This window comes from Kiritimatiellia bacterium (assembly GCA_026417735.1).
Taxonomy (GTDB): domain Bacteria; phylum Verrucomicrobiota; class Kiritimatiellia; order PWTM01; family PWTM01; genus CAACVY01.
This window is the reverse complement of record JAOACR010000017.1, coordinates 101,384-127,543: the sequence shown is the minus strand read 5'-3', so window position 1 is coordinate 127,543 and position 26,160 is coordinate 101,384. Positions and strand designations below refer to the sequence as shown.

Sequence of the window (26,160 nt, the reverse complement as noted above, 5' to 3'; positions counted from 1 at the left end):
CCTGAGCGGGAGGTGAACGGCGATGGAACGCTGGGTCAGTTTCGCGGGCATCGGGGTCTGGATCGGCGTGGCCTGGCTGTGCTCAACCGACCGGCGCGCGGTCCGGTGGCGGCCGGTGGTGTGGGGAATCGGCCTGCAACTGGTGTTCGCGGCGGCGATTCTGCGGACGGGGCCGGGGCGCGCGGTGTTCGAGTGGCTGAATCGGGCGGTGGGGGCGGTGCTCGACTGCCAGTACGAGGGGGCGCGGTTTGTGTTCAACGCGCTCGCGATTCCGCCGGGGGAACCGGGCAGTCTTGGGCTCTTCTTCGCGTTCCAAGTGCTGACGACGATTGTTTTCTTCGCTGCGCTGATCGCGATTCTGTACCACGTGGGCGTGATTCAGGCGGTGGTGGGCGGATTTGCGCGGTTGATGGTGTGGACGCTGCGGACCAGCGGTGCGGAGACACTGTGTGCGGCGGCCAACGTGTTTGTGGGCATGACCGAGGCCCCGCTGCTGGTGCGCCCTTACGTGCAGACGATGACGCGGTCCGAACTGTTCTGCGTGATGGTGTCCGGCATGGCGACAGTCGCCGGCGGGGTGCTGGCCGCGTATGTCGCGATGCTCCGTCCGTATTTTCCCGACATTGCGGGGCATCTGTTGGCCGCGTCGGTGATGTCGGCACCCGCTGCGCTCGCGATCGCGAAGCTGATGGTGCCGGAGACGGGCGAACCGCTCACTGCCGGTCGCACGCCGCCGGTGGTGGGGGAGCCGGCGGTGAATGTGTTTGACGCCGCGGCACGGGGGGCGTTGTCCGGCATGCAGCTGGCGTTCAACGTCGGCGCGGTGCTGGTCGCGTTCATGTCGTTGCTCGCGTTGCTGAACCTGGCCCTGGGGCGGATCGGCGCGTGGGTCGGGGTGGAGGGGCTGCGACTCGAACGGTTGCTCGGCTGGCTGTTTGCGGTGCCGGCGTGGTTGATGGGGGTGCCGGCGGAGGAGTGCGTGCGGGTGGGCTGGCTGATCGGCGAGAAGACCGCGGTGAACGAGTTCGTCGCCTACACCAGTCTTGCCCGGCTGCTGGCGGAGAATTCGGCGGCGCTCTCGGCGCGATCGATTACGGTGGCCGCGTATGCGCTGTGCGGGTTTTCGAACTTTCTTTCGATCGGGATCCTGATCGGAGGGTTGGGCGGCATGGCGCCGGAACGGCGGGGGGAGGTTGCGGCGTTGGGGTTACGCGCGGTGCTGGCCGCGTCGCTGGCGTGTTTCATGACGGCCGGGATCGCCGGTCTTTTGATCTGACCCTGCGATGGCGAAACGATGCGGGGTGTGGTCGCGCGAGCGAGCAGGGGCGTGATACGATCGCGGGCCGGCCGGTACGGCGGGTGCGAGGTTCCGGCGGGGAGAGTGGCGCGATGCGGGAGCACATCAGAGCGCGTCAGGCGGCGATCGCCTCGATTGTGAACTATCGACCGCCCGAGCGGCGGTTCAATTATCTGGAGACGCCCGCACAGGACGTGTTCGGCGTTCACGTGTTCAACGACCGGGCGATGCGCGAGCGGCTGCCCGAGCCGGTGTATCGCGAGCTGCGCGAAACGATCGAGGGCGGCCGGCGGCTGAATCCGGCGCTCGCGGACGCGGTTGCGGTGGCGATGCGCGACTGGGCGATCGAACGAGGCGCAACCCACTACGCGCACGTGTTCTACCCGCTCACTGGCCGCACCGCGGAGAAGCACGACTCGTTTCTGAAGCCCGATGGGCAGGGCGGCGCGCTGTCGGTGTTCTCCGGCCGCCAACTGATCCGCGGCGAGTCGGACGCCTCGAGCCTGCCGTCCGGCGGTTTGCGCGCGACGTTTGAGGCGCGCGGCTATACCACCTGGGACGTGTCGAGCCCGGCCTATATTCTTGAACATCCGAACGGCACCACGCTGTGCATTCCGACGGTGTTTTCCTCCTGGACCGGCGAGGCGCTCGACAAGAAGACGCCGCTGCTGCGGTCGCTGCAGGCGGTGGACGAGCAGGCGCGGCGGATTCTGGCGTTGTTCGGCCAGCCCGGCGCGCGCCGCGTGGTTGCGACCGTCGGCGCGGAGCAGGAGTATTTCCTGATTGACCGCAACTTCTATTTTGCGCGTCCCGATCTGCTCTCGGCGGGCCGCACACTGTTTGGGGCGCCCTCTCCGAAGGGGCAGGAGCTGCAGGACCAGTACTTCGGCGCGATTCCGGACCGGGTGCTCGCGTGCATGATTGACACCGAGCACGAGCTCTACAAGCTCGGGGTGCCGGTGACGACCCGCCACAACGAGGTGGCGCCGGCGCAGTATGAGATTGCGCCGGTGTATGAGGAGGCCAACATTGCGACCGACCACCAGTACCTGGTGATGCTGCAGCTGCAGCGGGTCGCGCAACGGCACGGGATGGCGTGCCTGCTGCACGAGAAGCCGTTCGCGGGCATCAACGGATCCGGCAAGCATCTGAACTGGTCGCTGGCCTCGGGGCAGGTGAACTTGCTCGAGCCGGGCGCAACGCCGCACGACAATGCGCAGTTTCTGGTGTTTCTTGCCGCGGTCGTCCGCGCGGTGCACCGGCACGGCGATCTGCTGCGCGCGTCCGTTGCGAGCGCCGCGAACGACTGCCGGCTCGGCGCACACGAGGCGCCGCCCGCGATCATCTCGGTGTTTCTCGGCGATCAGCTCACCGACATTCTCCGGCAGCTGGCCGCGGGTGGTGTGCGGCGAACGCGGCGGCCGGGTCGGCTGGACATCGGTGTGGACATGCTGCCGGCGCTGCCGCGCGACGCTGGCGATCGGAACCGCACCAGCCCCTTTGCGTTCACCGGCAACAAGTTCGAGTTCCGTGCGGTCGGCGCCTCACAATCCATTGCGGGGCCGCTGACGGTGCTGAATACGATCGTGGCCGAGTCGCTCGATTTCATCGCAACGCGGCTGGAGGCGATGCCTCGGGCGACGGCGGCGCAGTTCCGGGCGGCGGTACGGTCGGTGCTGCGCGAGGTGGCGCGCGAGGTCGACGCCGTCGTGTTCAATGGCGACAACTACTCCGAAGAGTGGCGGCGCGAGGCTGCGCGGCGCGGGCTTCCGGACCTGCCCTCCGCGGTGGACGCGCTGCCGGTGTTCAGCCGTCGCGACGTGGTCGACATGTTCTCGCGCTACCGGGTGCTCAGTCCGCGCGAGCTGGAGAGCCGGTTTGAGATCCACCTCGAGCGGTACGCGCACGATGTGGCGATCGAGGCGCGGCTGATGCGGCGCATCGCGCGCACGCAGATTCTGCCTGCCGCCTTCGAGTATCAGCGACGGCTGGCGGGCACGTCGGAGGCGCTCAGCCGGCTGAGCCGCGCGCACTGCACCGCGATCTTGGACGAGACCGACGACCTGGTGGGCGGGCTGCAGGCGGCGGTGGCGGATCTCGGGGTGCGGATCGAGCGCATGCCGCTGGGTGGTGCCGCGCTGCGCGCGGCGGAGTACGCGCGGCGGGAGCTGCTGCCCGTGATCGCCGAGGTGCGGCGGCTCGCGGACGCGCTCGAAACGATCGTGGCGGATGAGCTGTGGCCGCTGCCCAGCTACCAGGAGATGCTGTTCATCCAGTGATGGGCCGGCGGCGGCGCGGCGTGCCGGACTCGCTTATACTCCTCGCATGATCTCACGAGATGAACTGGTGCGGCGTCTGACCGCCGGCGTCGTCGTATTCGATGGTGCGATGGGCACGGAAATCTACAAGCGGCACGTGTTCGTCAATACCTCGTACGACGGGCTGTGCCTGAGCGCGCCCGAGCTGATCCGGGCGATTCACGACGCGTACGCGGAGGCCGGTGCGGACGTGCTGACGACGAACTCGTTTGGTGCGAACGCGAACAAGCTGGCCGCGTATGGGCTGGCGGAGAAGATGCGGGAGATCAACGCGGCGGCGGTGCGGCTGGCGCGGGAGGCCGCCGGCGCGGAGCGCTGGGTGGCCGGTTCGGTGGGACCGCTGGGGGAGCTGCCATTCGGGCGGGAGGCGACGGAGGAGGAGCGGACCGCGATGGTGGAGGCGCACGCGATCGCGCTGGCGGAGGCCGGCGCCGACTTCGTCCTGTTTGAGACGCATGGCACACGGCTCGACGTGGAGCGCGCGGTGCGGGCGATGGCGCGGCGTCCGGAGGTCACCTGGGTGCTCAGCATGACGGTGGATCGCAACGGCGAGACGGCGCGGGGCGAGCCGCTGGCTGCGCTGGTGGCGGTGATCGCGGCGGCACCCTCGCCGCCGGCGGCGATCGGTCTCAACTGCGGGCAGGGACCGGACGCGATGCTGTCCGCGCTGGAGATTCTGATGCCGCTGACGACGCTGCCGGTGATCGTGCAGCCGAACGCCGGTACGCCGAAGCCGGTCGAGGGGCGGCTCATCTACATGACCAGCCCGGAGTATCTGGCGACCTACGCGCAGCGCTACATTCAGCTGGGTGCCCGCGGGGTGGGGGGCTGCTGCGGCACGACGCCGGAACACATTCGCGAGCTGGCGCGCAGTCTGCGGCCGATCGCGCGCGTGCACGCCGCCGATCGCGCGCCGAGTCTGGCGGCGGCGGTGGAGCTGGCGCCGCGGCCGCCGACGGCGGGGAAGTCGCGGTTGGCGGACCGGCTGGTCGCGGGCGCGTGGATTCGCTGTGTGGAGATTGCGCCGCCGCGCGGCTGGGGGCTGGACGGCACGCTGGCCGCCGCGCGACAGTGCCGCGATGCGGGGGTGGATGCGATCAACGTGCCCGACGGCCCGCGCGCGAGCGCCCGGCTCTCGCCGTTCTACACCGCGCTCGCGATCCAGCGCGAGGCCGGCATCGAGGCGATCCTTCACTTTTGTTGCCGGGACAAGAGCCTGCTCGCGATGCAGGCCGACCTACTGGGCTGCGCGGCGGCGGGGATCCGGAACATCCTCTTCATCACCGGCGACCCGCCGAAACTGGGCGACTTCCCGTTCTCCAGCGCGGTGTTCGACGCCGACTCGATCGGGATGACGAAGATCCAGGATCACATGAATCGGGGTGTGGACATCGGTGGCCGGCGGCTCGATCCGCCCACGCGCGCGCTGATCGGGGTGGGTGCGGACCCGAACGCGATCGACATGGCGCGGGAGCTGCGACGGCTGCGGGAAAAGGTCGAGGCCGGCGCGGAGTTTGTGATCACGCAGCCGGTGTTTGCGGTGGAACCACTGGAGCGCTTTCTCGGGGCAATTTCGGATCTTGGTGTGCCGGTGATTGCGGGAGTGTGGCCGCTGGCGAGTCTCCGCAACGCGGAATTCATGCGCAACGAGGTGCCCGGCGTCGTGGTGCCGGACGAGGTGATGCGGCGGATGGCGGCGGTGCCGGACCGCGAGGGACAGAAGCGAGTAGGCATCGAGATCGCGCGGGAAACGATCGCGAAGATCCGCGGGCTCGTGCGCGGTGTGCAGGTCAGCGCGCCATTCGGGCAGGTGGCGACGGCGCTGGCGGTGCTGGCGGAGTAGGCCGCAGTCCCTCGCTGTCAGCGCCGCTCGTTGGCGGAGGGTTTCGCCGAGCCCGGCACCATCGGCACGAACCGCACCGGAATCTCGTCTTCCAGCACCAGCTCGCCTTTGTTTTTGCGGAAGGTTTTGAGCGTCTGGGACCAGCCGGAGGGGCCCACCGGAATGACGAGACGGCCGCCCTCGCGCAGCTGCTCCACGAGCGCGGGCGGCACCGCGGTCGGCGCGCAGGTGACAATGATCGCATCGAACGGCGCCTCCTCGGGCCAGCCACGGTAGCCGTCGCCGCAACGGACCTGCACGTCGCGGAAGCCGGCCGCGTCGAGTGCGCGCCGCGCGTGTTGTGCGAGCTCGGGCACGATTTCGATCGTGTACACGCGCGCGCCCATCGCGGCGAGGATCGCGGCCTGGTAGCCGGAGCCGGTGCCGATTTCGAGCACTTTCGCGCCGGCGATCGGACCGAGCCGGTCGGTCATGTATGCGACGATGTAGGGCTGGGAGATCGTCTGCCCGTGGCCGATCGGGTTCGGATGGTCGCCGTACGCGGTCTGGTCGCGGAACTCCGCCGGAATGAACTCGTGCCGGGGCACGCGGCCCATCGCGTCCAATACCGCCGGATTGGTGACCCCGTAGGCGCGAATAACGCGAACCATCGTGGCGCGCGCCTCGGCCCAGGGGTCGGCGCGAGCTCCCTCACCCGCTGCACCGGGCGCGCCATTGCAGGCGATCGTCAATGCCGCGGCTCCCGACGACAACGCAAGCTCCCACCGGCGCATCGCCAACAGCATGATTCGGTTGCCGGCCGCCTGCAAGCGCGGCCCGGAGGGGAGCGCTGCCCCTCGGCGGCGTCACCATGACCACTGCAGCTGAAGGAACCACCAGTTCGCGGGTCGCGCGCCGCCCTCGGTGCGCCGCAGGTATGTGCCGGGCCAAAACCTCGCGACGCCGGCGAGCACCTCGAGGCCGCCGCCGGGCTTCCAGCCGAGGATGAAGTCGATTTCCCGACCGAGGTCGGCGCCGGCCCGGCCGGTCGGATCGCGGCGTTCCGGTTGCCGCGTGGACCAGTACCAGGCGTCGCGTGGCTCCGCCAGCCGGAACAGATGCAGCTCCAGCGTGGCGGTGAGGCTGGAACTGGGCTGGAGGCTACCGGTCAGCACCGCCTCCTCGAGATTTTTCAGCATGACGAAATTCATCCAGCCGTAGGGCTGCGCGATCTGACCGTAGACACCGTCAAAGGTTCCCTCGTGCCGATCGTCGGGTGTGGGGTCGCCCGAGGCGCGGTTGTATTCGAAGCCGAGGCGGGGGCGACCGGGTGCCTCGAACGTGTGGCCGCCGTGGAGCAGCAGCGCCCAGGCGCGAATGTCCCGCCCGTCCAGTTCGCCGGTCTGCACCGCGTACCACAGCAGACCATCCCAGCCTTGTCCGGCGCGGCGGTACAGCGAGGCGCCCGCGGTGTGGCGGGTTTCGTCGGGGGCGGACTCGTTGCGTTTCAGCAGATAGAACACCTCCGGTTCCACCGCGTCGATGTGGAGGTGGCCAATCGCGCCGGCGAGATGGAATGGTGCGTGATGGCGGTTCAGTGCGCGCGGTTCGATTCGGACGCGTCGGGCGTAGAGGGCGTGGAGATTGAACGACTTCTCGTCCCACAGCAGCCGGGCGGCGTCCCACCAGTTGCCGCCGACATTCCCCCAGTTCATCGGTGCGAAGAGCCGTCCGGCGCCGTAGGTCAGGTCCTGGCGGCCGACGGAGATTCCGAGCGGCGTGTCTGCGATTTGGCGCCACTCAAGGAGCGCGATGCGCACGTCCAAATCGTCGCGATGCGGCGTTGCGTTACCCAAGTCGTCGAGCCGAAGGCGGCTGAGCCAGTAGTATGCGGACTGGAGCTCCAGCGCGGCGGTGGGGCCGAGAGGCGAGGCCGCATCGAGCCGCACGCGCGCGCGGCCGAGCAGCAGGTCGTCGTCCGGGCCGCCGTAGCCGCTGACGTTGAAGCCCTCGAGGTGTTCGTAGCGGAGGCGGAACGAGCCGGACGCTCGCAGGTCCACGGGAGCGGGGGCGTCGTCGGCCGGTGCGCGCATGCCGAGCGCGAGGAGCGCCAGCAGCGCCGCGGGCGCGCGGACCATCTGGAACCCCGCCGCTATGGCTTCCGCGCGTCGACTGTCCACGTCAGCTGCGCGAACTCACCGGGCGCCCACCATGCGTTGGTTGCGGCGTACACTAGGCGGGCGGTTGTCGCGGCGGGCACAGGGATCTTCACCAGCACCACGCGGCCGGCCGGCACGCTGAGCCGCTCAGGTCCCGGCCCTTCGATGCGGACTAGCTCGAACGGGATATCGGAGAGGTTCCGCAAGTGGAACGCGAGGTTCTTCGCATCGCGATGGTGCGGCGGATCAACCTGTAGACATGCCGCGACGAATGGTTCGAGCCACTCGCGGCGGCCAACCAGCAGGTTCTCGTTCCAGATGAGTGTCCGCCCCTCGAAGAGGGCTTCCCGCAGACCGGTCAGCGACCGTTCGCGCGCCAGCACGATGGTGAGCGTGCGATGGTTTGCGTGGTTGGGGAGGGGCGGGTCGATCGGCCGGTGATAGTCCGAGTTGCCGAGCCAGGCCAGCTTCGTCTTCATCGCCCACGGCCACACGTTGGTGTAGGCAGTCCCATCGTTCCACAGTTCGATGCCGTGCAGCCAGTTCGAGGCGACCATCTCCTCGTGGTGGGGTCGCACGATCGGTTGGTCGGGAGGCACCTTCCAGCCGGGATGGTTCCAGAACACGAACGCGCCCTGCGCGGCGGCGCGGCGGACGCTCTCGCGCACGTCGTCGTGGGCGACCTCGTAGATGTTGGTGAGGAAGATCGCGTTATAGTGGCCGGTCTCCGCCGACTTGGTGATCTCCGCGCCGCGAATCAGCAGGATGCCGCGTTCGCGAGCGGTGCCGGCGGCCAGCTCGTATGGCCGGTGGTGTTGGGTCGGCACGTCGTTGGTTTTGGGCTGGTATTCGATGTGGTCGGTCAGGGCGATCGCATCGAGGCCGTCGCGCCAGGCCTCGATCACCCGCACCGGCGGCCAGACGTCGCCGTCGGAAAAGACGGTGTGCAGGTGCAGGTCGCACTTGAGCGTGACGTAGCCGGGCAGGTCGGGCAGGCGGATTTCGGTGCGATCGATGGTGGGGGCCGCGTGAAGTGCCAGGGGCAGCCATATCAGCGCGATGGCGATGGGGGATCGGCGCATGGATGGTCTCCGGTTGTGTTGTGGTGGTGGATGATTGCAGAGCGGCGGGGCGATGTCCACCGCGTGCGCCGGGTCGCCAGCGCCCGAGAGCTCCGCACGTCCAGGGAGTGGAGCGGTGTCGGGCTCGGGATTCCAATCGTTGGACGGCGGGCGCGGAGGCCGCGGCCGGGCGCGTGCCGGCAGGGGGCGCGCCCACTCAGGCTTTCGGTGCGGCCGCTGCGGTGAGAGGCCGGGGCTCGTACGCGCAGGAGGGGTCCTCGGCGAAGGGGTCGCCGGTGAGCGCGTAGGCGCGGGAGCGCGACCCGCCGCAGAGCTCGCGATATTCGCAGCGGCCGCAGCGGCCGCGCAGCCGGGAGGGATCGCGCAGCGCGCGAAAGAGTGGACTGTCGCGATAGAGCTTGGCGAGGGATGACTGCCGGAGGTTGCCGGCGGAGAGGGGGAGGAATCCGCTCGGGCACACCTCGCCGCGGTGGTCGACGAAGCAGAAGCCGTTTCCCGCGTTCACGGGGCGGGCGGCGTGGGCGACGCCGCGACGACGTTCCGTCGTACCGCCGGGGTGGAGGCGGGCGATGCCGCGCTCGCGCAGGAACCGTCGATAGTGCGGCGCCTCGATTAGCCGAACGACGAAGGGCGCGTCCCGCTCGATTTCCAGCGCGTTCGCGAAAAGCTCCTCGACCTCCGCCGGTGAGCAGGCGGGCAGTTCAGCGCCGCGCCCGGTGGGCACAAGGAGAAAGATTTCCCAGAACACAATGCCCAACCGCCTCACCAGTTCCGCCAGCGGCTTCAGTTCATCGCGGTTCTGCGCGCAGATCATCGTGTTGATCTGGAGCGGAACGCCGGCCTCGCGGATCCACCGCGCGGCGTTCAGTGCAATTTCGAAACAGCCCGGCACCCCCCGGAGGCGATCGTGGACGTCCGGACGGCTGCCGTCGAGACTGAGTGCGATCTGCGCAACGCCGGCGGCGGCCAGGGATGCGATCCGCTGCGGCGTCAGCCGCGGCGTTTCGGCGGGGATCGTGGCCATCCGCAGGCCGAGCGCCGTGCCGTGGGCGATGAGGTCTTCGAGGTCCTCGCGCTGGAGCGGATCGCCGCCGGTGAGGACGACGATCGGCACGCCCATCGCCGCGGCCTGGTTTAGGAGATCCCGGCCTTCGTCGGTGCTGAGCTCGGCGGGGTCGCGGCGATCTTGTGCGGCGGCGCGGCAGTGACGGCAGACCAGCGCGCAGGCGCGCGTGATCTCCCAGATCAGCACGTGCGGCGCGCGGCTGAAATCGGGCGCCGGGCGCGGGCCGTTCGCGGGTCCGGTCGTGTGCATCACTTCAATGTAGCATCGGCGGGCGTGGGGTTCATCTGCGCGAGTTCGCTTTGAGCTGCGCGGCGGCCTCGGCGGCGGCGCGGCCGCTGCGGATGCAGTCCGGCACGCCGACGCCGCGGTAGGCGCCGCCCGCCAGCCACAGCCGGGGCAGTTTCGAGAGCATGGCTTCAATGCGGGCGATGCGCTCGAGGTGGCCAACCTCGTACTGCGGATTTGCGCGGGGCCAGCGGGCGATCCAGGTCTGAAGCGGTTCGGCGACGAGCCCGAGTCGGCGGCGGAGCTCGGCGTGCACGCGGTCGAGCAACTCCGGTTCGGGCAGTTCCGCGATGTGCTCCCGGCCGGGGCCGCCGGTGAACGCGCGCAGCAGGTGGGTGCCCGGGGGTGCGCGGCCGTTGAATTTTGCGGAGGACCAGGTCAGCGCGAGCAGGTCGGAGGGTTCCGAGGCGGGAACGACAAAGCCGAATGCGCCGGCGCTTGTGCGCAGCGCGCTGTGCGCATAGGCGAGATTGACCACCGCGGACGAAACGCTGCGCAACGCCCGGAGCTCGCCGGCGAGCGGGGGGTGAAGACCCTCCAGCAGCGCGGCGGCAGCGGGCGGTGGCACGGCGAGAATGAGGCCCGCGCAGTCGAGCGGCGGCCGGCCGGCGGGGTAAATTCGCCAGCCATCGGGGCGGCGTTCGATGTGTTCAACGGGGCTGCCGGCGGCGAGCCGCTCGGGGCCGAGGGTACGGACGAGTGTGCGCACCAGCTGGTCCATGCCCTCGCGCAGCGTGGTGAAGATCGCGCCGGGCCGGCCGTGCGCCCGCCGGGCGGCGCGAATGCCACGCAGCAGGCTGCCGTAGCGTTGTTCTAGTTCAAGGAACATTGGAAATGTCGCACGAACGCTCATTTCCTCCGGGCGGCTCACGTAGATCGCGCCCATGATGGGGCCGGCGAGCCGATCAAGCGCTTCGCGACCGAGACGGCGGCGCACGAACCGGGCGAGGCTCTCGTCGCTGGGATCGCGGCGCGGCGGGATGAGTGGTTCCAGCGCGATGCGAAGTTTGCCCCACGGCGTCAGCAGCGGGGTCAACAGAAAGGGCAGCAAGCGAGTGGGAACGGCGAGTCGGAAGCCGGCCGGATAGGGGCGGAGACGTCCGCGCCAGAGCACGCGGGTGTGGTAGGTGGCATCGTTGGAGGGTATGAGATCCCCACCCAGACCGAGTTCGCGGCAGAGGTCCGCGGCATCGGTTTTTTGGGAAAAGAAGGAATCGGGACCGCCCTCGACGATGAATCCGCTCTCGCGCCAGGTGAGGATCTTGCCACCCCAGCGGGTTTCCCGCTCGAAGACGAGCGGTTCGAACGGCTCGCCGTGCTTCTCCGCGATGCGCCGGAGGTGGTGGGCGGCGGCCAGTCCCGTGATGCCGCCGCCGATGATCGCGATGCGTGTCATCGGCGGGGACCCGGCGCGGCGGTGAGCGGGTCGGCCGCAGGATGAGGACGAGCTCGCACGCTTCAGCGGTACTCGGCGTTGGGTGGGCGGTCAAGCTCGACAGGGTGCGCACTGGTGTCATTGCGGAGGTGGCGCGGTTCGGCGATAGTTTCGGCATGGTCGCACGGCCCATCGCATGGACCATTGCGGGTACGGATCCCTCCGGCGGTGCGGGCATCCAGGCGGACTTGAAGGTGTTTCACTCGCTCGGCGTGTATGGGGGTTCGGCGATCACGGCGATTGTGGTGCAGAACACGCTGGGGGTGCGATCGGTGGAGCCGCTGGGCGCGGGGGTGGTGCGGGCGCAGATCGAGTGTTTGGGGGAGGACCTGCCGCCGCGCGCGGTGAAAGTGGGCATGTTGGCGACCGCGGAGAACGTGAGGGTGGTGGCGGAGCTGCTCGGGCCGCTCGGGGTGCCGATCGTGGTGGATCCTGTGCTTGCCTCGTCCGGCGGAGCCGTGTTGCTGGCGGGGGGAGGTGTGGAGGAACTGGTGCAACGGCTGCTGCCCTGTACGACGCTGCTGACGCCGAACCTCGGGGAAGCGGCGCGGCTGCTCGGGCGGGAGGAGATTTCGGCCGCCGACATGCCGGCGGCGGCGGAGGCGCTGTTGGAGCGGGGGCCCGCTGCGGTGCTGCTCAAAGGGGGGCACGCCGAGTGGGCCAGCGAGTGCCGGGATTTTTTCGCGACGCGCGCGGGGGAGCGGCGGTGGCTGGTGAGTCCGCGTCGGCGGGTGACGCACACGCATGGCACCGGCTGCACGTTGTCGTCCGCGATCGCGGCGTTTCTTGCGCACGGGCAGTCGCTGGGGCCTGCGGTGGTGCTTGGCAAGGCTTATGTGAACCAGGGGCTGCGGCTCGGCGGCGGGATTGGCCGCGGACGGGGGCCACTCGCGCATCTCGGCTGGCCGCACGATCCCGCCGACCTGCCGGTGGAGGAGGTTTGGGGCGGCGGGGAGGGGCAGGGATCATGAGCGATCGCTTGTGCGAACCGCTGCGATTCCAACCGGTGTATCAGAGCTACATCTGGGGTGGCGACCGAATTGCGCACAAGTACGGGCGCGATCTGCCGCCGGGAATCTATGCGGAATCGTGGGAAGTGTCGGACCGGAGCGAAGGCATGAGCGTGGTCGCCGCCGGCCCGCTGGCGGGGCGGACGCTTCGGGAGCTGATGGAGGCGGATCCGATCGCGATGATCGGGCGCGAAGCGCCGGGTGCACGGTTTCCGCTGCTGGTGAAGCTGATTGACGCGCGCGAGCGGCTGAGTGTGCAGGTGCACCCGGACGACGCGACGGCCGCCCGTTGGGGCGGGGAGCCAAAGACGGAGGCGTGGTACGTGCTCGAGGCGGCGCCCGGCGCCGTCTTGTATGCGGGGTTGCGGCCGGGCACCGACCGGGCAGCATTGGAAGAGGCAGTGCGAACGGGCCGGATCGAGGATTTGCTCAACGTGGTGCCGGTTCGTGCCGGCGATGCGTTGTTCATCCCGGCTGGCCGGGTGCATGCGCTGGGTGCGGGCATTCTGCTGCTGGAGGTGCAGCAGAACTCGAACACCACGTACCGGCTCTATGACTGGGGCCGCGTCGGACATGATGGGCGGCCGCGGGAGACGCACGTCGCGCAGGCCATCCGTGCGATCCGATGGCACGACACGGCCGGCCCGCTGTGCGCCGGCGTGCCGATCGGCGGGCCGCCGGGATGGCAAGGGGTTCGCCTGGTCGCCTGCCCGTACTTTCGGATGGAGCGATGGCGGATCACCGCGCCGGCCCCGGAGCCGGCGGAGCCGATGCGGAGCGCGCGCGTGCTCTTCGTGGAAGCGGGGGCGGTGGAGCTGGCAGGCTCATTTGGGTCGGTGAGTGTGACGGCCGGCGGGACGGTCTTGTGCCCCGCGGCGCTCGAGGGGCTGACGATCGAACCCCGCCCGGCCGCGACGCTGGTGCGCATTGTGGTTGCGTGACTGCACGCCGCGCAGCGTGGCGGGAACGGCGCGGTGGGTGGCGGAGGGAGCTTGAGCGCCATGTGCGGCAGTTCCACCGGCCGGAGCGAGCCGCGTTGGACCCGGTGGGGGTGGTCCGAAGGTATTCGGAGCTTGCGGACCGCGAGGTTGCCGGGCTGCTGGCGGCGTCGCTGGCGTATGGTTCGCTGGCGCAGATCCGGCGTTCCGTTCTCAATGCGCTGGCGCGTCTGGGTGGACGACCTGCCGCGACGCTCGACGCCTGCGCAGACCGGTCGGAGCTGGACGTGCGGTTTGCCGGGTTCCGTCACCGCTGGACCACCGCAGCGGATGTGGTGGAACTGCTCTGGGCGATTCGCGGCGCACGGCGGCGGTGGGGAAGCTTGGAGGCGGCGATGTGCGAGGGAGGAGCCTGTCGCACGCTGCGGGATGCGCTCACACGTTTTCGGGACCGGCTGGTGGTAGAAACCGGCGGCGCGGCGCTGCGTTTGCTTCCGGACCCGCGGCGGGGCTCGCCGTGCAAGCGGCTGCTGTTGTTTCTGCGGTGGATGGTCCGCTGCGATGCAGTGGATCCGGGGGGCTGGTCGCGGCTGTCTCCCGCGCAACTGCTGATTCCGCTCGACGTGCACACCTTTCGCGCCGCGCGCCGGTGGAGACTGACGAGCCGCCGCACCGCCAGCTGGCGCGCTGCGGAAGAGATCACTGCCCGGCTGGCGGACCTGTGTGCGGAAGATCCGGTGCGCTACGACTTCGCGCTCGCGCACGCCGGGGCGGTGGCGCGCCGCACGCGCTACAGGGCCAGGCGGAGCGCCGCGCCCAGATAGACCGTGTCGGAGTCGATCTCCAGATTCTCGTCCTTCAGATCCGCAGTGTCGTGGAAGCGGTACTGAACGGCAACGTCGAGGTGCAGCCCACGCAGCACCTCGATGTCCACGCCCGCACGCAGGCTGAAGAACGGGTCCTCCTGCACCTCGCCGTCCACCATCGTCAGGCCGACGCCGGCGCCCGCGTAGAGACCGCGACCGAGCACGACGTAGGCCTGGCCGCAGTACGCGTCTTCTCCGAAACGTTCCGGCATCAGTTCGGCGTCCACGCCGATGCCGGCCATCGGATTGCGCAGCTGCAGCGAGACGAGATAGGAGAACCCGTTCTCGTCAATCTGCTCGACCTCGATCTCGTCGAGTGCGACCCAGTAGGTGGCGCCGCCGCCGATGCGCAGCTCTGCCCGCTCCTGGGCGGGGAGGACGCTGGCGGCAGCAAGAACGGTGGTGGCGGTGAGGGTGATCAGGTGCCTGCGCATGGTCGATGGTTCCTCCGATTGATGGGCGACACTAAAGATGAGCGCGTCAGTTGTAAAGCACGGTTCGATGAGCGCATTTGACATCGGAAGCCGGCCACGATGACACTGCTGCGCTCATGATGACGATCGAGAAGGGGTGGCGACGCACGAAGGTGGCCGCGCGAAGCCAGGGATGCCTGCCGCTGGAGGTTGCCCGGCGTTGTGCGGGGCGGTGGGAGGTGGCGTGGGGGCAGGACGGAACAGGGCGCCGGATGGGCCGCTGGGCGTTGCTCGGCGTGGTCGGACTGATTGCGGCCGCGGTGCTGGCGCTGGCGTTCGCGCGGCGGGGGCGGCCCCGGCCTGAGTCCGTGCCCGCGCCGTCGCCCGCCGCCGAGGAGGCGGCGATTCCACCGCTCGAATTCGGCCCGCCCTCTCCGCAGACTCGGCTGCTCGAGACGAACGCTCCGGGCGTGTACATGCCGACGGCGTCGGGTCGGTGGGAATCAGCGATGTACGGCTCGGTACGGACGGTTCAGGCGGGCCGGTCGGTGGTGCCCTCGTTCCATGAGGGCGTGGACATTGCGCCGCTGGCGCGGGGGCGCGACGGGCGCGCGCTGGATGATGTGGTGGCGGCGGCGGACGGAACGGTGGCCTACGTGAACCGCCGCGCCGGCAACTCTGATTATGGCCTTTACATTGTGCTGAAGCATCGCGATCCGATCGGGCCGCTGTTCACGCTCTACGCGCATCTTGATGAGATCTCGGAGAATGTGATCGCGGGGCGGTCCGTCGCGCGAGGCGACCGGCTTGGCCGAATGGGGCGGACGCCCGCCACGGTGATCCCCGTGGAGCGATCGCACCTGCATTTCGAGGTGGGCGTGATGTTGAATCCGGAATTTCGTTCGTGGTTTCTGCATCGGCGGCTGACGCCGGACCACGGCGCATTCAACGGCTGGAATCTCGCCGGCATTCCTCCACTGGCCCCGTACGTCGCACAGGCGGAAGGGCGGGCGTTCCGGTTGTTCGACTGGATGGAAGGAGAGAGCCCGGCGTTTGAGGTTGTGGTGCGCGTGCGGCGGCGGCCGTTGTATTTTGACCAATATCCTACGCTCTGGCGCGGTGAGCCTCACCAGGATGGTCCCGTTGTGATTTCCGCCTCGGAGAGCGGTGTGCCGTTGGCCGGTCGGAACGCGACGGCACCCGAGGTGATGCGGCTGGGCGTTCAGCCCTGCCAGGTGCTGTCGGTGGATCCGGAGCGTCTCGGTCGCAATGGGCGGCGGCTCGTGGTGCGGGACAATGGCGACTGGCGGCTCGGTAGCGCGGGGCGACAGTGGCTGGAGATTCTCATCTGGCCGTCGCGGCTGTAGCGGCAGGTGCTGCGCGCAGCAAGAACGTGCCCTGCCAGAACAAGGTTTTGGAGGACGGCGAAGTGGGCCTTGCGCGAAGCCCGAAGATCGCGTACCCCCCTGCGTCGCGCTCCGCGGAGATCTCCAGGCCTTCGGCTTCGAGCAGATGTCGGGTCTCATCCGCCCACGGGGCGGCGACCGCGACGGCACACGGTCGGCGCAGATCAAGATAGCGGTCGAAACCAGCGGGGCGGTAGCGGGGATTCGGTCGGGGGTACACCCGCGGCGCGCCGGGTGCATCAGCCAACTTTGCGCTGAGCCAGCGGTCCGCGGCGAGGAACTCCGGTGGCGGCCGGATGGTGCGGCACGCGGCGATGACTGCAGAGGGGTCCGGCCAACGGATGGCGTTCGGCGAGGTTGGGGCCTCGCGCAAACGGAGTTCCGAGAGCGACCAGGGGGTGCGTGAGCTGGAGGGGGTGGGAAGAATGGTCAGGCGGAGGCGGCGCGTCACCACCGCGGGCCAGCGGCATTCGAGGTGGCCGCGGTATCCGAGCAGGAAGACGCGCGGACCACTCGTCCATGCCGGGACCACGCGGATCGCCGGCTGCCGGACCATCACCCAGTCGGAGCCGTTGGTCGAGATTTCCACGGTGAAGTCACGCGGCAGGTCGATGCCGTGGGGGTCGGTGCCGACGAGGTGGAGGGCCTCCACCGGGCGGGGCTCCGTCAGTTCTATTTCCAGCGAGGCTGCTGCAGCGGAGTTTTCCCGCAGCGAAGTGCCGAGTTGGCCGTCGGTCAGCGCGTCGGTCGCCACGCCGTCGGGGCCGCGGACGGTGATCGAGCTGGCCGGAACGGCCCGACCGGCCGCAGGTGTGGCGTGGATTCGGTGGAACAACACTTGCCGGTGTGCGGGGATTTCGGACCAACTGGCGCCGAGATCACGCAACGCGGCGCGCACGCGCTCCGCGTGCGTCTGCTCCACGAGATAGCCGGACGCATCGTCCGCCTCCGCGAACTCGGCGGAGCGGCGATGGCGTTCGTCCCATGGGTTCACGAAGGCGATCTCGCACTGTGCGGCGAACGTAAAGATCTCGCCGCGATGGCCGACGATGGGCGATCCCAGCACGGTCGCCGAGCGAAGTCCGGCCGCCCGCGCCGCGGCGACAACGGCGTTTCGTTCCGCGATGTGGTCCCGACGCTTCGCGGAGGCGAGCGGCAGTTCGAGGATGAAGCCGAGCGTGTGGTAGGCGGCCCACAGCGCGGCGAGCGCGACCCCCGCGATCCGTTGCGATCGGCGCGAGGCGGCGCAGGGCAGTGCCACGCCCCAGCCGAGCGCGATCGTCCAGAGGGGGATCACATAGCGGGGCACCCTCAGCGCGGCCAGCGTGTGGGGCAGGTACATGACCAAAAATAAGCCGAGCGCCACGGCCGGTGACACGAGACGCCGCCGCTGGCGGGGATCGGGCTCCGTGGCGATGGTGAGGGCGGCCGCGGTGACGGTGGCCGCCAGCATCAGCCCCGCGCCTAACCGCAGCCCGAACGGGGCGTGTGGAAAGAACAGATGGTCCCGTAACGGCCGTCCGAACAGCCCTGCAACGTTCTGCAGGATCCGGCCGGGCGATGGCCGCCATCCAGCCACGTCGGTCAACTTCGCGATGTCGGTGCCCAGAAACAGCGGCGCGGCCGTCGCGAGCGCCAGAGGTGTCGCGGCCAGCCATGGCCAGAGCCATGACCAACGGAATCGGCGGCGAGCGCCGCTGATGGCCAGCACGACCGCAGCCGGCAGCAACCACGCGGCGGAGATGAAATGCGTCCAGGCCGCCAGACCGGCGATCGCGCCCAGCGCGAAGGCGCAGGGCAAAAGGCGCCGGCCATCCAGATCGCGTTCGGCGGCATGCAGCGCCAGTGCGAGGCCGAGCGTGCCCAGCGCAAATGCGATCGGGTAACCGCCGTAGGTGCCCACCGAATAGTGCAGCACGACCCAGCCGGGCAACGCCAGGGGCCAGATTGCCGCGGCGGCGGCGCGGGGACCGGCCCAGAGCCGCAACGCCCACCACGTCGCCGCGATCCATCCGAGGGAAGGCAGAATCGCGGCGAGCGTGAGTGTGACCTCTCCGACGCCGGCCAGCGCGAAGATGACCGCCGCCAGCCACGCCTCGAGGCTTCCGAAGTAGTGCTGGCCATAGAAAAAGAGGGGCCGTTCACCGTCCCGCAGAATGCGGATCGCCATGCAGCCGACGACGGCGCTGTCGAAGGTCGAAGCGTAGGCGAGGGCGCTGTACAGCAACCGGACCGCAAGCGCGGCGGCCAGCGCGGCGATGAGGTGCCACCCTTCCCACCGAGCCCGTGGCTCTCCCGCGCAGGCCGTGGGCGCACCCGCGGTCATCGCGCCCCCTCCTGATCGGGTTTCCGCCCCAACGGCGACCATCTCACGCGGACCCTCCGCACGCCATTCGGTTCGATGCCGAGCCAATCCAGTCCGCCTGGTCCCTGCACTGCGTGCGCACGCGCCGGCGGCTCCGCGATGAGCCCCTCGGACCAACGATATCGCAAGAGCGCCGGTTCCGCTGGCTTGTCCAGCGTGATGTTCAGTCCGTTGACAAGCTCTTCGACCTGGCCGGAATTGCGAAAGAACAAGCCCGGCGGCGGCCGGCGGAGCAGGAATGCGATTTTGCGGCCGTCGCGTCCAAACGAGGCGGCCTCGATAAAGCGGTCCGGATGGCGTCGGAAAAATCGGATCCAGTGGCTGTGGTAGGTGATCACCGCGGCGACGTTGTGCAGGTCCAGAAACTCGAACACCTGGTCATCGGTGCGGCGAAAGGCTTTTGGGGGGTACTCATATTCGCGCTGAGCGGGCGAAAAGTGATAGAAGTCGCAGGCGAGCATCGAGCGGCCGCTGAGAACGGGGAGGTAGGCGACGTGACCGCCGCCGTAGGCGTGGACGGTGGGCCCGGCGAACATCACGCGGGCGCCCGGCGGAACGTGATCTGCGATCCAGCTGGCGAGCGCAGGGAGTTCTTCCCCCATCGCCGCATAGGGTGTGTTGGTGCGGTTGCGGTAGAGCTGCACCGCCTCGTAACCGCCCAGGGTCAGGAGTCCGATCGCCGCGGCGGCGACGATGGTGGCGGTCGGATCGGTGCGGGCGCCCAGCGCGCGGTCGAGCAGCCAGGAGGCCGGTAGCACCGCGAGCATCAGCAGTGGCAGCTCTGCGCGGTGGAGTTGCAGTTGAGGCGAAATCACATCGCCCCATCCGGTCAGCAGGGCCAGCCCGGCCATGCCAATCCACAGCAAACGGCGGGAGGAGCGGTCCGGCCAGAGTGCGGCGCCGGCCAGGCCCAGCGCGACCAGGAGCGGATGGCTCTGGGTCGCGAGTGAAGCGAGTCGGCGCGTGCCGCGGACCAGTTCCGCTGCGATGTTGCGGGTGGTGTGCGTACGTTCGAGGAACTCCCCTACGCCCGCGTGCGCATGGAGCGTCCACGCGAACGGTGCCAGGCAGAGCGCGGCGGCCAGCGTTCCACCGAGAAAGAGGAGAAAGCGCCGGCGGGTGCGCAGTGCCGGCTCCAGCAACAGACCGACCGCGGCCGGCACCGTCATCACGGCGCCCAGTGGCCAGATCATCATGGTCACGAGGGTGCCTGTCCAGGCGGCGGCCAGTGCCGGTCCCGGTCGCGGCGTTCCCAGGATCCGCGCTGCGACGCCGGCCGCCAGCGGAAACGCGGCGGCGGAAATGCCCGCGGGCACAGTGCCGAAGCGCAGCATCCACACATACCAACCGCGGCTCACGCCCAGCGCCAGCAGACCCGCGGATGCGGCACCGAGGGGGCCGGCACCGGCGAGGCGCGCGCCGAGCGCCGCGAACAGCGAAGGCAGAACGATCACCGTGATCGCGACCAGCAGCGTGTAGAACTCGTGCGGCGCGGCGCGAACGCCCGCCAGCCAGAGTGGCAAACCCAGCAAGGCGGCGCCGGTGGAAGCGGGGGAGGTATCCACGTGACCAGCTTCCCAGAAGGGGACCCAGGCGGCCGGCACGGGGAGCGAGCGACGCAGCAGCCAGAGGCGGAACAGAAAAGACGGATGGTCGTCGCGATAGAGCGGGCGGCCCTCCGTCGCCTGGAGCAGACCTGCGGCGGAGAGGGCAACCGCGAGAGCAAGGCCGGTCCAGAGCACGGCGGGGCGCACACGAGCTGGCAGTCGTGGCCAGAGGAGGACGGCCACCAGCGTGATCGCCAGCCAGCGAACCGCGCCGCTGCGCATTGCGCCAGTGAGCGACAACGCCGGGGGCCACCATCGCTGGAAGTATGCGTTCGGCAGGCCGGCGGCCGGCATGGCCAACAGTACGGCGGCGGCGGTCATCAGCCAGGCGAGGCCAACCTCGGCAGGCTCTGCCGCGGCACTGCGTGCGCGGCGGGCGGCGGCCACCGCCAGCGCGACCGCGATCGCACCGGAAACGGCAGCCGAAATTGCGGCGGAACGCGGTGGTTGGCGCGGCTGCGCTGCGGCGACGATCGCGGCCAAAGCGACCGCCGCCGCGAACGCCGGCCTCGTGAAGCTTACGAGGCGCCGGAAGATGGTTCCGAGTGACCCCATCGGTTCGCCTCATCTGCGCGGATCGGCTGATCCCGCGCCAGATACACCGTGCCGCCGATCACGCCGAGCAGGATGAGTTTCAGCCGCAGAAACAACGCCATCACACCCGTGTGCGCGGGCGAGATACCCAGCAGCCCGAAATAAAATACGTACGAGGTTTCCGCGATGCCAAGGCTCCCCAACGTGATCGGTATCATCGCGACGGCGAGCGCGGTGGGCAGCACCGCGAGGATTTCGGCGGGCGACGGAGCCGGCCCGAACGACCGGAACGCCAGCCAGACGTTGAGCGCAGCCAGCCCATAGAAGAGAAGCGTTAGCGCGACCACCTGGGCCAGCACACGGCGGTCGCGGCGCAGCACGCCGAACCCGATCTCGAGCTTCGCGAGGAAGCGGTCCGCACCATTCGCGAAGCGGGCGATGAGGGAAGGCTTGTGGCCGGGCCGGGCCGTCGTCTGCGCCGAGCGCTCGCACCAGTGGCGGAGCTCGGCGCGGAGGCGGCGCGCGCCCACCGATGCGATGGCGACGCCCGCCAGCACGGCCGCCGCACCGGCCGACGGAATCCACACCGCGGGGGTTCGGTAGAGCGCAGGACGCAAACCCGGCGCCGCGACGACCAGTGCCAGCAGCAACAGAATGCCGGTGAAACGCTCCAGAAACACCGCCGCCGCAGCGTGGCCGAAACTGCCGATGCGGCGGCCGGAGTACACCACGCGCACCGCATCGCCCCCCACCATCGATGGCAGCAGGTTGCTGAAGTAATACCCGACCAAATAGTCGCCCAGCAGGGTTCGAAACGGCACCGGCCGGCCCTGGGCTCGGAGGAGCACCCACCATTTCGCGCAACTGGACCCGAGCATCACCGGCACGATCAGCAGCGACAGCAGCACGTAGAGGGGGTCGGTTGCCCGCAGCGCGGCCAGCCAATCGTGACGGCGCATCCAGCGGAACAAAACGATAAAAAATGCGATCGTGACGATCGCCTTCAGCGCACGGGAGAGTGTCTGCATTGCGATTCCGAAAAAAGCTTTTTTATCATAGCCCTTTTTGCAGTGAAAGGGTGCCTTCTCTCGTGTGCGCGTGTGGCGCGCGGATTGCGGCCCATTGGGATCGCCGTGGCGCTGGTCCTTGCGGTCGCGATCGGGCGGCTGGAGCCGTGGCGGGTGGAGCGGCTAGGGTTGTCGCGCGCGGAGCGGCGCCGCGCCGAACAGCTGGCGGGCGAATGTGGGGGCTGGCTGGTGTTTCAGCGGGAGAGCGAGCGGCGTCCCGAATCGATCTGCGTCGCCCGTGTGGGGAGTGGCTTTTCGGTGCAGCTCTCGCCGGGTCGATATCCGCGCTGGTCTGCGGACGGCCGGCAGATTGCGTTTTTCATCGGCTCGACGGTGTGCGTGATGACCGCGGAGGGCCGGTGGCGCCGGGCGGTGGCGGTGGCGCAGGATCCCGAGCCACGGGCGCTTGTGTTTCATCCGTCGGGGCAGGAGATCTGGTTCACGGACGGTGACCGTTTGTGCGCGGCGGAGCTCCGAGAGGGGCGGGTGCGGACGGTGCTGACCAACGTCGTGGTACGCGGGCTGGCATTTTCGCTGGACGGGCGCCGGTTGGCGGTGTCGGTTAGTGGCCATCGGATGTATGCGTTTTCGGTGAACGACGGTGTCGTGGTGACGCCGGGGCGGCCACTGGGACGCGGATGTTCCGCCGCGGTCGCGCCCGAGGGCGACCTCTACACTGATCTTGACGGTCGGCATGTGTGCATCCGATTGCGGCGTTGGGAAAACGACGAGGTGGTGAGGGAGCTGCCTGGCCCCAGCGGCTGGCCGGTGGACAACGAGAGCTGGTCCAACCGCCGCCGGTGGCTGGTCGCTCGCACGGAGGTGCCGGGACCGGTGGACATCTGGGTGTACGACACGACGTCGGGAGCGGCGGTGCGGTTGACGGCGACCGGTGATGCGAACCGCCCGCATCTGTGGGTGGCGCCGTCGGGCGCGGCGCACGGGTGGCTGCGCTGGTGGTGGCGGCGATGGGTGGGGAGCGGCGTGGCGAAGCCATGAGCATGGGGTGGGGGCGGCGGCTGCGGAGCGGGTTCACAGCGGCCGCGGTGGCGCTCGGCGCGCTGGCGGTGGGCGCAGAGCTTGCGTTACGGTGGTGTCTGCCACCGGGGGCAGACCTGATCCCGTTCGACCGCAGCCGGCGGATTTTGGGCGTGGACGATGCGCGGGAGCATCCCTGGGCCCAGGGGGCCTCCAATGTCTGGACGGCGGCGATCATCGGCGATTCGATCGCGATGGGGGTGGGCAATCAGAAATGTCATCGGCTCGCGTTTGTGCTGGAGTGGTTTCTGAACGTCGGCACGTCGGCGCCACCGGCGCGGGTGCGGCTGTACGCGAAGCCGAGCGCAACGTACCAGCAGGTGGATCAAGTCCGCCGCGCCATCGAGGAGGGCGCGTCGCTGGTGGTGCTGGCACTTTCGCTGAATGACACCGAGGACTGGAGCAACCCGGCGGAACTGATGGAACGGCGGGCGGACCTCCGCGGCTGGACGCTGCCGGCCTGGCTGCAACCGGTGGCCCGCCACAGCCGGCTGGTCGGCACTGTCGCTCGCGCCATCGAGCGCCACTGTCGTCTCCGCCAGTATGTGGCCTATTATCGGTTTCTCTATCGCGCCGACTATTCGGGCCTGGCCAAGTTTCGGACGTCTCTGCGGGAGATTCGCGCGGTGGCGGACGCCCGCGGCGTCCCGGTGGTGGCGATGCTGTTTCCGCTGTGGATCACGGATCTGCGACCGGGGCGGTATCCGTTTGCGCCGATGCACGAGGAGGTCACCTCCGCTTGTCGCCAGGCGGGCATTCCGCTGTTGGATCTGTGGCCGGCGATGGCGGCGACCGTGCCCGACCGGCTGGAAGCGATCCCGCTGGTGGATGCGCACGGCAGCGAAGTCGCACACCGGATCGCTGCGGAGGAGCTCTTCTATTTTCTGCTGGAGCGACGGCTGGTGGATACCGCCCGGCGGCCAACCCATGTTCGCGAGCTCGAGCGCCTGCGCGCGTGGGAAAAGAAGCTGCGGGCGCTGGGCCAGCCGTTGGAGAGCCCGTCGGCGTCGCCCCGCGGCGCAGCGCAATAAGACCGCGGATTGTGGAGCCTCGGACGATGCAGTATTAGGAAGCGTCGAGGAGACCGACCAATGAAAAGTCCGACCGCAGGGATCTGGATGTTGAGCGTCGCGGCGGCGGTGGCGGCCCCGGAGCCCCGGCCGAACATTGTCTTCTGTTTCGCCGACGATTGGGGACGGCACGCGGGCTGTTACGCTGCGCTCGACAGCCGGCCGACGTTCAACGAGCTGCTGAAAACGCCGGTGATCGACCGGTTGGCCCGGGAGGGTGTGATCTTCCGCAACGCGTTTGTGAATTCGCCCAGTTGCACACCGTGCCGGAGTGCGCTGCTGGCGGGGCGGTATTTCTGGCAGACCGGCCGCGGTGCGATTCTGCAGGGTGCGGTGTGGGACGCCTCGATCCCGTCGTATCCGCTGCTGCTGCGGGAGGCGGGCTACCACATCGGACAGACGTACAAGGTTTGGTCGCCGGGTACGCCGAACGATGCGCCGTACGGCGGCACCGCCCACGAGTACGAACGGGCGGGCAGCCGATACAACCGCTTCTCGCAGAACGCGACGCGGCTGGTGAAGGCGGGCAAGACCTTCGACGAGGCGAAGGCGGAGCTGTTGGCAGAGGTGCGGGAGAATTTTCGGCAGTATCTCGCCGACCGGAAACCGGGTCAGCCGCTATGCTACTGGTTTGGGCCGACGCTCACGCACCGCGAGTTCGAGCGCGACTCCGGTCGTGCGCTGTGGGGAATTGATCCCGACCGGTTGCGCGGCCGGCTGCCGGCGTTTCTGCCCGACGTGCCCGAGGTCCGCATGGACGTTGCCGACTACATGGGCGAGATCCAAGCGTGGGATGCAGGGGTTGGCGTGATCGTGGAGGAGCTTGAGCGAATCGGTGAGCTCGACCGCACGGTGATCGTGCTCAGCGGCGATCACGGCATGCCCGGCGTGCCGCGCGGTAAATGCAATCTCTACGACTTCGGCTGCGCGGTGGCGCTGATCGCGCGCGGACCGGGCATTCCGGGGGGGCGAGTGGTGGACGACTTTGTGAACCTGATGGACCTGGCGCCGACGTTCCTCGAAATTGGCGGCCTGCCGCCTCCGACGGGAATGACCGCTCGAAGCATTTGGCCGGTGATGACCTCGTCGAAGACGGGGCTGGTGGATGCGACGCGCACCTGGGTCGTCACCGGCCGGGAGCGGCACGTTGCGGGCGCGCGCGAGGGCAACCTGCCGTATCCCCATCGGGCGCTTCGCACGAAAGATTTCCTGTATGTCCGAAACTTTGCGCCCGACCGCTGGCCGATGGGGATGCCGGGCCACGCCCTGGACGAGGGGCGCACGCCGACACTCGAGGAGCTCGAACATGACACGTTCGTGTGTTATGCGGACATGGATGCGAGTCCAACAAAGGCGTGGTTGGTGCTGCACCGGGCGGATCCTGCTTGGTCGCCGTATCTGGAGCTGGCGTTCGGCCGCCGCCCCGCGGAGGAGCTCTATGACCTGCGTGGCGATGCGGATCAGATCCGCAACGTCGCGTCGGAGCCGGCCTACGCGGCGGTGAAGGCGGACATGGCCCGGCGACTGATGGAGATCCTGCGCGAGCAAAACGATCCTCGCGTGACGGAGGATGGCGGGATGTTCGAGCGCCCGCCGTTTACCGACCCGGTGCCGACAACTCGCCCGCGCGCCGCTCGGCAGCGGGAGAACGCATCTCGCCCGGCTGCGAGCACGACTCAGTGATCGGACAACGCGCGGGGCGGTCCCAACACTTCGGCGAGCACGATCGCGTCCTGCCGCGAGCGCGGTTCGCGCAGAAGCCGCCGCACATGATGGGCGCGAGGTCCGGTGCGCCGGACGAGCGCTCCACGTAGCGTCAGCATGCCCCCGAACGACGGCGTGGGGAGAACCGCCCGTGGTACGGCGCCGAAGATCGCCACTTGGAGCGGCGGGGGGGCGGCGGCCGGCACTGCCACGCTGGGCTCGGCCGGCGGCGCCCTGCGTTGTTCCCCGACCGGGGCGGACACGGCTGCCCCTTCGCGTGGCCGGGGGGGCGGCGGCACGACTGAGCGAGGCGGCCGCGGCGGGATGGGTGGGCGTGGTACCGGCGGTGGCCGGGCAGACTCTCGCTCCTTGCGCGCCACCGCCGGGCTGGCCACCCGGCGCGGCCCCGGCCGCGCCTCCGGCGGCTGCGCCGGCACCGGGGGGGGCGCGGGCGGTTCGCCGGATAGCTCTTCCAAAAACCGCCGCAGCTCTTCCTCCGGCTGTGCCGGCGGCGGTGACGGCTCCGCCGGCCGCTGCGGCGAGGGCTTTGATCGGGACATGGTCAGCCGGCCGATACCCCAGAGAATCAGAATGATCAGGCCGATCAGGTTCTCCAGCCCGTCGGCCCGGTTGAACGGCGGCAACGGCGCGCTCATGAGCAGCCCGGTGCGGCGGTCG

At 69.4% G+C, this 26,160-nt stretch carries 20 protein-coding genes; 10 read left to right on the top strand and 10 right to left on the bottom strand.

The genetic code is table 11. The features are described from left to right. Positions 1–22: 22 nt before the first annotated feature. The 3 genes from N2652_08840 (at position 23) to N2652_08830 (ending at position 5,458) form a co-directional block, all read left to right on the top strand. Positions 23–1,276, top strand: coding sequence for a NupC/NupG family nucleoside CNT transporter (locus tag N2652_08840; GenBank protein ID MCX7819300.1), 1,254 nt, complete (start codon positions 23–25; stop codon positions 1,274–1,276). Positions 1,277–1,389: 113 nt separating this feature from the next. Further along, entirely contained in the window at positions 1,390–3,576 is a 2,187-nt protein-coding gene (locus N2652_08835; GenBank protein MCX7819299.1) for a glutamine synthetase III, read from the top strand. A gap of 46 nt (positions 3,577–3,622) precedes the next feature. Next, a complete protein-coding gene (locus tag N2652_08830; protein ID MCX7819298.1) occupies positions 3,623–5,458 on the top strand; it encodes a bifunctional homocysteine S-methyltransferase/methylenetetrahydrofolate reductase in 1,836 nt (611 codons plus the stop codon). A 17-nt stretch (positions 5,459–5,475) separates the two neighbouring features. Here N2652_08830 and N2652_08825 read toward each other — a convergent pair whose 3' ends face one another. The 5 genes from N2652_08825 to hemG all read right to left on the bottom strand — a co-directional run bounded on the left by N2652_08825 (position 5,476) and on the right by hemG (position 11,425). Then, complete coding sequence (locus N2652_08825) at positions 5,476–6,243, bottom strand: protein-L-isoaspartate(D-aspartate) O-methyltransferase (GenBank protein ID MCX7819297.1); 768 nt, start codon at positions 6,241–6,243, stop codon at positions 5,476–5,478. Between the two features lie 60 nt (positions 6,244–6,303). Then, on the bottom strand, positions 6,304–7,617 hold the full coding sequence (locus N2652_08820; protein ID MCX7819296.1) for an alginate export family protein: 1,314 nt from the start codon (positions 7,615–7,617) through the stop codon (positions 6,304–6,306). Further along, positions 7,590–8,678, bottom strand: a complete 1,089-nt coding sequence (locus tag N2652_08815; GenBank protein ID MCX7819295.1) for an Sb-PDE family phosphodiesterase — start codon at positions 8,676–8,678, stop codon at positions 7,590–7,592. The genes N2652_08820 and N2652_08815 overlap by 28 nt, the downstream gene beginning before the upstream one ends. A gap of 196 nt (positions 8,679–8,874) precedes the next feature. Then, on the bottom strand, positions 8,875–9,993 hold the full coding sequence (locus N2652_08810; protein ID MCX7819294.1) for a TIGR04053 family radical SAM/SPASM domain-containing protein: 1,119 nt from the start codon (positions 9,991–9,993) through the stop codon (positions 8,875–8,877). A 31-nt stretch (positions 9,994–10,024) separates the two neighbouring features. After that, positions 10,025–11,425, bottom strand: a complete 1,401-nt coding sequence (hemG, locus tag N2652_08805) for a protoporphyrinogen oxidase (GenBank protein ID MCX7819293.1) — start codon at positions 11,423–11,425, stop codon at positions 10,025–10,027. A 41-nt stretch (positions 11,426–11,466) separates the two neighbouring features. On the opposite strand from hemG, the gene thiD reads away from it, so the two are divergent. Genes thiD through N2652_08790 form a run of 3 tightly spaced genes read left to right on the top strand, consistent with a single transcriptional unit; the run spans position 11,467 to position 14,236 of the window. Continuing rightward, on the top strand, positions 11,467–12,435 hold the full coding sequence (gene thiD / locus N2652_08800; GenBank protein ID MCX7819292.1) for a bifunctional hydroxymethylpyrimidine kinase/phosphomethylpyrimidine kinase: 969 nt from the start codon (positions 11,467–11,469) through the stop codon (positions 12,433–12,435). After that, positions 12,432–13,415: a class I mannose-6-phosphate isomerase gene (locus N2652_08795; protein MCX7819291.1), complete on the top strand. Its 984-nt coding sequence runs from the start codon at positions 12,432–12,434 to the stop codon at positions 13,413–13,415. The genes thiD and N2652_08795 overlap by 4 nt, the downstream gene beginning before the upstream one ends. Then, positions 13,412–14,236: a TIGR02757 family protein gene (locus tag N2652_08790; protein ID MCX7819290.1), complete on the top strand. Its 825-nt coding sequence runs from the start codon at positions 13,412–13,414 to the stop codon at positions 14,234–14,236. The genes N2652_08795 and N2652_08790 overlap by 4 nt, the downstream gene beginning before the upstream one ends. On the opposite strand, the gene N2652_08785 is transcribed toward N2652_08790, so the two are convergent. Then, positions 14,203–14,712: a hypothetical protein gene (locus N2652_08785; protein MCX7819289.1), complete on the bottom strand. Its 510-nt coding sequence runs from the start codon at positions 14,710–14,712 to the stop codon at positions 14,203–14,205. The two genes, N2652_08790 and N2652_08785, sit on opposite strands and share 34 nt — an antisense overlap. A 116-nt stretch (positions 14,713–14,828) precedes the next feature. Here N2652_08785 and N2652_08780 point away from each other — a divergent pair, with 116 nt between their 5' ends. Further along, positions 14,829–16,058, top strand: coding sequence for a M23 family metallopeptidase (locus N2652_08780; GenBank protein ID MCX7819288.1), 1,230 nt, complete (start codon positions 14,829–14,831; stop codon positions 16,056–16,058). Here the strand turns inward: N2652_08780 and N2652_08775 are convergent. The 3 genes from N2652_08775 to N2652_08765 are packed head-to-tail and all read right to left on the bottom strand — an operon-like array spanning position 16,036 to position 21,631. After that, positions 16,036–18,423, bottom strand: coding sequence for a discoidin domain-containing protein (locus N2652_08775; protein MCX7819287.1), 2,388 nt, complete (start codon positions 18,421–18,423; stop codon positions 16,036–16,038). The genes N2652_08780 and N2652_08775 overlap by 23 nt on opposite strands. Then, complete coding sequence (locus N2652_08770; protein MCX7819286.1) at positions 18,420–20,624, bottom strand: hypothetical protein; 2,205 nt, start codon at positions 20,622–20,624, stop codon at positions 18,420–18,422. The genes N2652_08775 and N2652_08770 overlap by 4 nt, the downstream gene beginning before the upstream one ends. Further along, positions 20,588–21,631, bottom strand: a complete 1,044-nt coding sequence (locus N2652_08765; protein MCX7819285.1) for a flippase-like domain-containing protein — start codon at positions 21,629–21,631, stop codon at positions 20,588–20,590. The genes N2652_08770 and N2652_08765 overlap by 37 nt, the downstream gene beginning before the upstream one ends. 105 nt (positions 21,632–21,736) lie before the next feature. Here N2652_08765 and N2652_08760 point away from each other — a divergent pair, with 105 nt between their 5' ends. From N2652_08760 to N2652_08750, 3 genes are read left to right on the top strand one after another with little or no spacing between them, the layout of a single operon-like run. Further along, a complete protein-coding gene (locus N2652_08760; GenBank protein ID MCX7819284.1) occupies positions 21,737–22,669 on the top strand; it encodes a hypothetical protein in 933 nt (310 codons plus the stop codon). Beyond that, positions 22,666–23,739: a hypothetical protein gene (locus N2652_08755; protein ID MCX7819283.1), complete on the top strand. Its 1,074-nt coding sequence runs from the start codon at positions 22,666–22,668 to the stop codon at positions 23,737–23,739. The genes N2652_08760 and N2652_08755 overlap by 4 nt, the downstream gene beginning before the upstream one ends. Positions 23,740–23,799: 60 nt before the next feature. Continuing rightward, a complete protein-coding gene (locus N2652_08750) occupies positions 23,800–25,461 on the top strand; it encodes a sulfatase (protein MCX7819282.1) in 1,662 nt (553 codons plus the stop codon). Here the strand turns inward: N2652_08750 and N2652_08745 are convergent. Further along, positions 25,455–26,138 (bottom strand): hypothetical protein, encoded by a 684-nt coding sequence (locus tag N2652_08745; protein ID MCX7819281.1) that lies wholly within the window; start codon positions 26,136–26,138, stop codon positions 25,455–25,457. The genes N2652_08750 and N2652_08745 overlap by 7 nt on opposite strands. Positions 26,139–26,160: the final 22 nt, after the last annotated feature.